The sequence below is a fragment of the Curtobacterium sp. HSID17257 genome, from assembly GCF_003989515.1.
Lineage (GTDB): Bacteria > Actinomycetota > Actinomycetes > Actinomycetales > Microbacteriaceae > Curtobacterium.
The window spans coordinates 1-6,404 of the sequence record NZ_RBLU01000148.1; the positions used below are offsets into that span (position 1 = coordinate 1).

General features: G+C 72.9%; 3 protein-coding genes and 2 pseudogenes. 2 read left to right on the forward strand and 3 right to left on the reverse strand.

The window, feature by feature from the left end; translation table 11 throughout:
• Window positions 1–182: pseudogene (locus tag D8M35_RS16680) on the forward strand (DNA polymerase Y family protein); the annotation flags it as partial.
• Window positions 183–192: 10 nt separating this feature from the next.
• A complete protein-coding gene (locus D8M35_RS14940) occupies window positions 193–3,606 on the forward strand; it encodes an error-prone DNA polymerase (protein ID WP_126892551.1) in 3,414 nt (1,137 codons plus the stop codon).
• 4 nt (window positions 3,607–3,610) lie between these two features.
• On the opposite strand, the gene D8M35_RS14945 is transcribed toward D8M35_RS14940, so the two are convergent.
• From D8M35_RS14945 to D8M35_RS17135, 3 genes and pseudogenes are all read right to left on the reverse strand, one after another.
• Complete coding sequence (locus D8M35_RS14945; RefSeq protein WP_126892552.1) at window positions 3,611–5,110, reverse strand: cell wall metabolism sensor histidine kinase WalK; 1,500 nt, start codon at window positions 5,108–5,110, stop codon at window positions 3,611–3,613.
• Window positions 5,107–5,784, reverse strand: a complete 678-nt coding sequence (locus tag D8M35_RS14950; protein WP_066653196.1) for a response regulator transcription factor — start codon at window positions 5,782–5,784, stop codon at window positions 5,107–5,109. Before D8M35_RS14950 ends, D8M35_RS14945 begins: the two co-directional genes overlap by 4 nt.
• A gap of 254 nt (window positions 5,785–6,038) precedes the next feature.
• A pseudogene (locus D8M35_RS17135) lies at window positions 6,039–6,404 on the reverse strand (hypothetical protein); the annotation flags it as partial.

Sequence of the window (6,404 nt, forward strand, 5' to 3'; positions counted from 1 at the left end):
TCGAGCGCGGCGGCCGGTTCGCGTCGGTGACCGCGTGGGCGGGGCCGTGGCCGCTCGTGGTGCGCTGGTGGGAGGCCGGCGGGCGGCGACTGCACCGGCTGCAGCTCGTCGACGACGACGGTCGGGCCTGGTACCTGGTGCTCGCCGACCACCGGTGGTGGGCCGAGGCGGTCGCGACGTGAAGGAGACCTGATGGGCTACAGCAACCCACCGATCCCGTGGTCGCAGTTCGAGCGCGCCCTGTCGGACAAACGACCGGACAGCGCGCACGCCGGCGACGGCGGGGACAGCCCGGCGTGGTCGCGCAAGCGGTCCCGGTACGTCCCGCCGACACCCACGGCCGACGACGACGCCCCGGTCGTGCCGTACGCCGAGCTGCACGCGCACTCGACCTTCAGCTTCCTCGACGGTGCCAGCGGGCCGGAGCACCTGGTCGAGGAGGCTGCGCGGCTGCACCTGCACGGCCTGGCGCTGACCGACCACGACGGCTTCTACGGTGCTGCCCGGATGGCCGAGGTGGCCGAGGCGTACCCGACCGTGACGACCGTGTACGGCACCGAGCTGTCCCTCGGCCTGACCGAACCGCAGAACGGCGTCCCCGACCCGGAGGGCACGCACCTGCTGCTCCTCGCCGACGGGCAGGACGGCTACCACCGGCTCGCGGCGGCCGTCACGCGGGCGAACCTGGCCGCCGGCGCCGAGAAGGGGCGGCCGCAGTACGACCTCGACGAGCTCGCGGCGCAGGCCGACGGGCACTGGCGGGTCCTCACGGGGTGTCGGAAGGGCACCGTCCGCCAGGCCCTCGAGGGCGGGGGCGAGTCGGCGGCGGACGAAGCCCTGCGGGCGCTGCTCGACCGGTTCGGCACGGCCGGGGTGGTCGTCGAGCTGACCGACCACGGCGAACCGCTCGACACCGCCAGGAACGACGTCCTCGCGACGCTCGCGGCACGGCACGGACTGCCCGTCGTGGCGACCGGGAACGTGCACTACGCGACCCCGGACCGCTTCCCGGTGGCGACCGCGCTGGCGGCCGTGCGGGCTCGGCGCAGCCTCGACGAGATCGACGGCTGGCTCCCGGCTGCCCCGACCGCCCACCTGCGGTCCGGCGCCGAGATGGCCAGGCGCTTCGCCCGCTGGCCCGGGGCGGTCGAGGCGAGCGTCGACCTGGCGGACGAGCTCGGTTTCCGCCTGCGGACCGCCAAGCCCGGCCTGCCGGACGTCGAGGTCCCCGAGGGGCACACCACGATGTCGTGGCTGCGCGAGCTCACCTGGCAGGGCGCCCGACGGTTCTACCCGGGCAGCGCCGACGGTGTCGACCCGGAGAAGCGCGAACGCATCGAGCGGGAGCTGTCCGTCATCGCGGACAAGGACTTCCCGGGGTACTTCCTGATCGTGCGGGACATGGTGCAGTACGCCCGACAGCGCGGCATCCTGTGCCAGGGGCGTGGCTCGGCAGCGAACTCGGCCGTCTGCTACCTGCTCGAGATCACCGCGGTCGACTCGATCCGGTACGGGCTGCCGTTCGAGCGGTTCCTGTCGGCGATGCGCGACGAGGAGCCCGACATCGACGTCGACTTCGACTCGGACCGTCGCGAAGAGGTGATCCAGTACGTCTACGAGAAGTACGGACGGTTCAACGCGGCACAGGTCGCGAACGTCATCACCTACCGGCCGAAGGGCGCCGTGCGGGACATGGCGAAGGCGCTCGGGCACAGCCCCGGGCAGCAGGACGCCTGGTCGAAGCAGGTCGAGCGGTGGGGGTCGGTCACCGAGAGCCAGGACCACGACATCCCGGACACCGTGGTCGACATGGCCCAGCAGGTGCTCGGCTTCCCGCGGCACCTCGGCATCCACTCCGGGGGCATGGTGCTCACCGACCGGCCCGTGGGCGAGGTCGTGCCGATCGAGCACGCCCGGATGGACGGCCGCACCGTACTGCAGTGGGACAAGGACGACTGCGCCTACATGGGGCTCGTGAAGTTCGACATGCTCGGGCTCGGGATGCTCGCGGCGCTGCAGTACTCGTTCGACCTGGCCGACGAGCACTGCGGGGAGCGCTGGGACATGCACTCGATCCCGAAGGAGGAACAGGGCGTCTACGACCAGCTCTGCCGGGCGGACACGATCGGGGTGTTCCAGGTGGAGTCCCGCGCGCAGATGGGCACCCTCCCGCGGCTGCTGCCCCGACGGTTCTACGACCTGGTGATCGAGGTCGCGCTGGTTCGCCCGGGGCCGATCCAGGGCGGCGCCGTGCACCCGTACATCCGGCGCCGGACGGGCGAGGAGCCGATCACGTACATCCACCCGTCGCTCGAGCCGGTGCTCGAGCGGACGCTCGGGGTGCCGCTGTTCCAGGAACAGCTCATGCAGATGGCCATCGCGGTCGGCGGCTGCTCGGGGGACGACGCGGACCTGCTCCGGCGGGCGATGGGGTCGAAGCGCGGCCTCGAGAAGATCGAGCGGTTGCGCGAGAAGCTCTACGCGGGGATGGCGGCGAACGACATCCACGGTGCGGACGCCGACGCGATCTACGCCAAGATCCAGGCGTTCGCGAACTTCGGGTTCGCGGAGAGCCACTCGATCAGCTTCGCGCTCATCGTCTACGCGAGCGCCTGGATGCGGCTGCACTACCCGGGAGCGTTCCTGGCGGCGCTGCTCCGGGCGCAGCCGATGGGGTTCTACTCGCCGCAGACCCTCGTCGCCGACGCCCGGCGGCACGGGGTGCGGGTGCTGCGACCGGACGTCCTGTGCTCGGCGGTCGACGCGTCGCTGGAGCCCCTGCCCGACGGCGAGGGCGGTCCCTCGGGGGCCGACGCGTGCCTGGCCGAGGAACAGCCACCCGTGCTGCCGTTCGACGGCTCGCTGCCCGACGACACCGCGGAGCACCGTCGCGACGGCGCCTTCGCCGTCCGCCTGGGACTCGTCGAGGTCGCCTCGCTCGGTCGGCGGAGCGCCGAGGCGATCGTCACGGAGCGCAAGGCGCACGGACCCTTCACCGACATGTCCGACCTCGCCCGCCGGGTCCGGCTGACGACGGCGCAGCTCGAGGCGCTGGCCGCGGCGGACGCCTTCGCCGGGCTCGGCATCGACCGACGCAGCGGCATGTGGTCGGCGGCGCAGGCGGCTGCGGAGCGCCCCGACCAGCTGCCCGACACGCAGGTCACCGTGCAGCCGCCGCTGTTCGGGCAGATGACGAGCGGGGACGTCCTGATCGCGGACATGTGGTCGACGGGCATGTCGACCGACGACCACCCCGTGCACCACGTCCGACCACGACTGCGTGCCCGCGGGGTGCTCAGCGTGCAGGACACCGCGACGGCGGAGACCGGACGGCGGGTCGAGGTGGGCGGCATCGTGACGCACCGGCAGCGTCCGGCGACGGCGTCGGGCATCACGTTCCTGAACGTCGAGGACGAGACCGGGCTGGTGAACGTCATCTGCAGCGTCGGCGTGTGGGGACGGTACCGCCGGGTGGCACGGGAGTCGCCGGCCGTGGTGGTGCGGGGGATCCTGGAGCGGTCGCCGGACGGCGTGGTGAACCTGGTGGCGGACCGGATCGAGCACCTGCCGCTGGCGGTGCGGACCCGGTCGCGGGACTTCCAGTGACCGGTCAGGACCCGGTCTGCTCGCGCACCACGGGGATGCGCACGGTGACCTCGAGGCCACCGGAGCGGACGTTGCGGAGGGCAGCCGTGCCTCCCGACCGTTCCGCGATAGCGCGCACGATCGCGAGCCCGAGGCCCGAGCCGCCCGGCACCGGCACCCCACCCGTCGCCGGGTCCGGGTCGCGGCGCGACGTCCGGGCCTCGTCCGGTCGGGTGAACCGGTCGAACGCGACGGGGATGAACGACTCGGGGACGCCGGGTCCGTCGTCCGTGACCTGCAGGACGCCCTCGTCGCCCTCGACCCGCCACGACACGAAGACGCCGCCGCCGCGGGGGAGCGCCGCGACCGCGTTGCTCGCCGTGTTCGTGACGAGCTGCGCCATGCCGCCGGTGTCGAGGCGGAAGCGCGGTTCCGCGGCTCCGACGGGGTCCGGGGTGCGCTCGAGGTCGAAGTCGACCGTGATGTCCTTCGTCGACGCGATGAGGCGCACCCGGTCGACGGCGGCCATGACCTCGTCGCCCAGGTCGCTCCAGGTGGTGGTCGGCTGCGCACCGTCCTGTTCGCGTTCCTCGGCGTCCTCGATGCGTGACAGCGTGAGCAGGTCGTTCGCGAGCCGCGAGAGCCGGGCGACGCTCCGCTTGGCGCGGTCGATGTGCGCCGCGAGCGCTGCCGCGTCGTCGCCGTCGAGCGAGGCCAGGTCGAGCTGGGTGGTCAGGATCGCGAGGGGGGTCCGCAGCTCGTGGCTGGCGTCCGAGACCATCTGGCGCTCGCGCTCCGTCACCTGGCGGGTGCGGGCGAGGAACGCGTTCAGCGTGGTGGCGAGCGAGGCCAGTTCGTCCTGTGCCGGGCCGACCGGCAGCTCGGCGCGCTCGGGGGCGACGGAGAGTCGTTCGGCTTCGCGGCGCATCCGGTTCACGGGGCGGAGCGCGGCGGTCGCGAGGGCCCAGGACGCGATGCCGAAGGCGATGAGGATCGCGAGACCGGTGAGCGACAGGGTCGTGGTGAGGTCGTCGACCACGATCGCCTCGGCCTGCGAGTTCCGAGCGGCGACGACGGTCCAGCGCCCGGCGGCGTTGACCGGGTGCTCGATCACGACCCGGTACTCCGACCCGGAGACGGTGATGAGCGACGTGCCCGACTCGGTCGACGTCAGGCTGCCGAGTGCCCGTTCGACCCTGGGTGGCATGGTGGACAGCCGGATCTGGCCGGAAGGCGCCACGACGGCGACGAGCTGGGCGTTGCCCGGCGCGGACAGGTCGGGGTCGCTGTCGACCTCGAGCGTCGCCACGTACGGGTCGACGTCGGCGTCGAGCAGGGTCCGCGTGGCACTCGCGACCACGCTGACGACCTGGAAGCGCATGACGAGCACGAGCAGCAGGATCACGACCGCGGCGATGGCCGTCGAGCCGATGGTGATGCGCGCGCGGAGCGAGAGCACCCGGAGCGGCCGGGGCAGCCCGCGTCCGCCGCGCACCGTCCCGGTGGTGGGTGCCGACCCGGTCACGCCCCGAGCAGGTCGAGCCGGTAGCCGCGGCCCCGGACCGTCGCGATGGCGACCGTCGCCTCGTGCGAGGTCAGCTTCTTGCGGAGGTACGAGATGTACTGCTCGACGACGTTCGGGTCGACGTGCTGCGAGCCGTCCCAGACCTCCTCGAGGATCTTCGGGCGGTCGACGACCGTGCCGACCGACCGCGCGAGCAGCCGGAGCAGGGCGAACTCGGTCGGGCTGACGGCGACGCGCTGGCCCTTGATCGAGACCCGTCGGGCCTCGGAGTCGATGGCGACGTCGCCGACCTCGATGACCCGCTGCCCGGCGGCCGACTCGCGGCGACCGAGCGCACGGAGCCGGGCGGTCAGCTCGGCGAAGGCGAAGGGCTTCGTCAGGTAGTCGTCCGCGCCGGCGTCGAGCCCGAAGACCCGGTCGTCGACGGCGTCACGCGCGGTGACGAGCAGGATGCGCACTGGGTCCTCGCGCTCGCGGATCCGGCGGGCGAGCTCGAAGCCGGACATGCCCGGCATCATGACGTCGACGACCGCGAGGTCGAAGGCCTGCTCGCCGAGGGCGATGAGCGCCTCGACACCGTTCTCGACCGCCGTGACGCGGTACCCCTCTGCCGCGAGCCCACGCTCCATGAGCGCGCGCATCTCGTCGTCGTCCTCGACCACCAACAGGCGCATGATCGACCTCCTCGGCCCCCATCGTGGCAGGGAACGGTCACCAGTGGGCGGTTCCGGGTGGGAAGTCGCTGAATCTCGTCACAGTGACCCCGGTCCGTCGACCGAGCGCACGGTGCCGCCGGCGCGTCACTCGGACGAGGGTAGGACGCTCCGTCCCGCAGAGTGGGGTATCGGCCCCTCGGGCGCCGCGTTGCTAGAGTCCGCACCGGACACGGCGTACCCGACGCAGTGTCCCGAGGGGGCACCGTGCAGGATCAGGAGAACCGTCCGTACCGTCCGGACGACAGCGTCCACCCGGCGATCGTCCGGTTGACCGTGGAGCTGGAGGCGGCGCGGCACGGCATCGGCGTGCTGGGCGAACTGGAGGACGCCGGGCGCGAGCGGGTCGTCGCCGAGCTGCTGAGCGCGGTGCCGGACGTCGCGAGCCGCGCGGCCCACGAGGCCGGCGCCGAGCGAGCGGTCGCGACCATCCAGGGCTTCGGCGGGACCCCGTCCCGGTACAGCGACTCGCCGTCCTGCTGCAGGGAGTCCGCGTCACCCTCCGTCGCCAGGTCGGCGAGTGCCCGGTACACGGTGGCCAGCCCGATCGTGGAGCCGCCGTCCCGCAGGTGCTGGTGGAG

Bases quoted from the DNA above. Each gene is read 5' to 3' on its own strand.
- D8M35_RS14940 (WP_126892551.1), top strand. From the start codon at position 193: ATGGGCTACAGCAACCCACCGATCCCGTGGTCGCAGTTCGAGCGCGCC.
- D8M35_RS14950 (WP_066653196.1), bottom strand. From the start codon at position 5,784: ATGCGCCTGTTGGTGGTCGAGGACGACGACGAGATGCGCGCGCTCATG.